Source organism: Methylobacterium sp. WL116, assembly GCF_008039455.1.
GTDB lineage: Bacteria > Pseudomonadota > Alphaproteobacteria > Rhizobiales > Beijerinckiaceae > Methylobacterium.
The window spans coordinates 1-2961 of sequence record NZ_VRUV01000537.1 but is presented as its reverse complement, the minus strand read 5'-3'; the positions used below and the strand labels follow the sequence as shown (position 1 = coordinate 2961).

The 2961-nt window shown below is 69.9% G+C and carries 2 protein-coding genes; both read right to left on the bottom strand.

Translation table 11 applies throughout. The features are described 5' to 3' along the window. The coding region (locus tag FV223_RS24155; RefSeq protein ID WP_246689785.1) for an SGNH/GDSL hydrolase family protein at positions 1-1014 on the bottom strand (1014 nt) is incomplete at its 3' end. 348 nt (positions 1015-1362) lie between these two features. Further along, entirely contained in the window at positions 1363-2739 is a 1377-nt protein-coding gene (gene cysS, locus FV223_RS24150) for a cysteine--tRNA ligase (protein ID WP_147729351.1), read from the bottom strand. Between the last annotated feature and the right edge of the window lie 222 nt (positions 2740-2961).

The window sequence follows — 2961 nt, the reverse complement described above, 5'->3', positions numbered from 1 at the left end:
GGCGGGCACCGACAGGGCCATGTTCCGGCGGCGCTCGGCCCCGAGGAAGTCGATCAGCGTCGACGAGAAGGCGAGGCCGGCGGCCTGCCCGAGCTCGCCCTGCGGCCCGATCGTCAGCGGCGCGTTGAGCTGGTTCGCCACGAAGGCGGCGAGGTAGCCGTTGGCGCGCGCGGTGAGATGGACGCTGTCGACCGAGATGTACTGGTTCTCGACGGCTGGGTTGGTGTACCCGATCACGGCGCAGGCCGGGTTGAATGCGCAACTGCCGGTCGCCGCCTGCGGGATGAATCCGTAGGCCGTCGGGTCCGCGCGCAGCCGGTTCAGCAGCCCGTCCGCATCGAAGTAGTGCACGTTGATGCCGCGATCGGAATACGCCTGGAGGTATCCGGGGAGCTGCGCGTTGAAGGACCGCGCCAGGTCGGCGTTGGCGGCGCGAAAGGTCTGCTGGCTGAAGACCAGCAGCTCGCGCGCGCCGAGGCCGACGAGGCGGTCCAGGTTCGCGACGTTGTTGTTCAGGACCGTCGTCACGCCGGCGGCGCGGGCCGCGTTGGTGCCGGCCGGGATGTTGGTGATGTCGTTGTAGCCGATCCAGAGCGTGACGAGGTCGCGCGATCCGAACCGGCCGCCGCGGGCGGCGAACTGGTCGATCTGGTCCGGCACGCCCCAGGGAAAGAAGGGCGAGAGCAGCGTGTTCGGCTCGAGGTGGAAGGCCTGCGAGCCGCCGATCGCGTAGTCGTTGCCGGGCACGTAGGGCGCGCCGATGCGGGCCGGGATCTGCTCGAAGTAGCCGGGCGCGTTCGACCAGCGCCCGCCCTCGTAGAGCTTCGTACCGCGCATCGCGTCGAGGGTGCCGGTGGGGCTGTAGCTGGTCTCCCGCAGGATGCGGCCGTTGTCGGTCAAGCTGTCGCCGAAGGCGTAGACGCCGGAGTAGTACCCGGATTGCGCGTGTCCCAGGCCGGGCGACGACAGCACCATTCCCGACGCGAGCAGCCCCGTCCGCAGGACGCGAGTCATTTCATTCCCCCCATTCGGATGACGGCACGGATTTCCTGCGAACCGCATCCGGAGAAAGAATGTCACGCCCATTTCCCGGTCAAAACCCCTTCCCGGGCATCGAACGGTCAGCACATCAACAGTGTTGCGTCAAAACAACAAATACAACACGGATTTTCTACTTCTAATGATCATATAGCAACCTTCGATCACTATACCGCGCGGTATTCCGGGATCGATCGACGGAACGCCGGTCGCGCGAAGGCTCGCGGATGCGCGCAGGACGAACCGCGCGACATCGGGGGGCACGGGATCGGCGATGCGCGTCGCCCGGAACCGGCCCTGCGACCCATCCAGGCGCACCGGCGCCTAGATCACGCTCCAGGTGGTGCCGTCCTTGCCGTCCTTGACCGCCACACCCATCGCGGCGAGGGCGTCGCGGGCGCGGTCCGAGGCGGCCCAGTCCTTAGCGGCGCGGGCGGCGGCGCGATCGGCGATCAGCGCCTCGATCGCCGCCACGTCGAGGCCCGCGGCCGCGACCGTGGCCGCGTCCCGCTCGGAGCGGGTCTGCCCGAGGAACCCCAGCAGGTTCGCCCCGGCGCGGAGGCGCGCCGGATCGTCGAGGCGGTGGATCTCGGCGAGCGCCGCGGCGGTGTTGAGGTCGTCGAGCAGCGGCTCCAGCACCGCCTCCGGCGCCTCGGCGGCGGGCCTTGCGTCGCCGACAGCGCCGTACCAGCGGTCGAGCATCCGCCGCGCCTCCTCGAGGCCGCGCAGGGTCCAGTCGATCGGCTGGCGGTAGTGCGACTTGAGCATGGCGAGGCGCACCACCTCGCCCGGCCAGTCGTTCAGCACCGCGCGCAACGTGACGAAGTTGCCGGCCGACTTCGACATCTTCTCCCCCTCCACCTGGAGGAAGCCGTTGTGCAGCCAGGTGTTGGCCATCACCGGCGTGCCGAAGCAGCAGCGGGACTGCGCCACCTCGTTCTCGTGGTGGGGGAAGATCAGGTCGATGCCGCCGGCATGGATGTCGAAGGTCTGCCCGAGATGCCGCGCCGACATCGCCGAGCACTCGATGTGCCAGCCCGGGCGCCCGGGCGCGGCGATGCCCGACGGCGACGGCCAGGACGGCTCGCCGGGCTTCGAGGGCTTCCACAGCACGAAATCGAGGGGCGAGCGCTTGTAGGGCGCGATCTCGACCCGCGCCCCGGCCTCCATCTCGTCGAGCGGGCGCTTCGAGAGCGCGCCGTAATCGGGCATCGCGGGCACGTCGAACAGCACGTGGCCGGCGGCGACGTAGGCGTGGCCGGACGCGACCAGCGCCTCGATCATCACGACCATCTCGGCGATGTGGTCGGTGGCGCGCGGCTCGATCATCCGCGGGCGCTCGCCGGGCACGTTCACGTCCTCCGGCATCAGCACGCCGAGGTCGCGCAGGTCCGCGTGGAAGGCGGCGAGCGTCCCGTCGGTGAGCGCGCGGATGGTGATGCCGCGCTCGGCGGCGCGGGCGTTGATCTTGTCGTCCACGTCGGTGACGTTGCGGGCGTAGGTGACGTGGGCCGCGCCGTAGACCCGGCGCAGCAGCCGGAACAGCAGGTCGAAGACGATGATCGGGCGCGCGTTGCCGATATGGGCCGCGTCGTAGACCGTCGGGCCGCAGGCATACATCCGGACATGGCTCGGATCGATCGGCGCGAAGGCCTCCTTGGCTCCGGTCAGCGTGTTGTAGAGCCGCAACATCGGCGCCATGAAACGTCCCTCGTCCTTCGCGGCCGCGATCCCGGCGGCGCTGCCCTCGCCGGGCGCCGGACCCGCGAAAACTCTCGTTTGGCGTCAGTGCCCTGGGCGCCGCGCGCCACCGACCACATCGCCGAGATGGTCGTGATGATCGAGGCGCTGGTCGCGTCCGGCCACGCCTACGTCGCCGCCGGCCACGTGCTGTTCGACGTGCCCGCGATGCCCGATTACGGC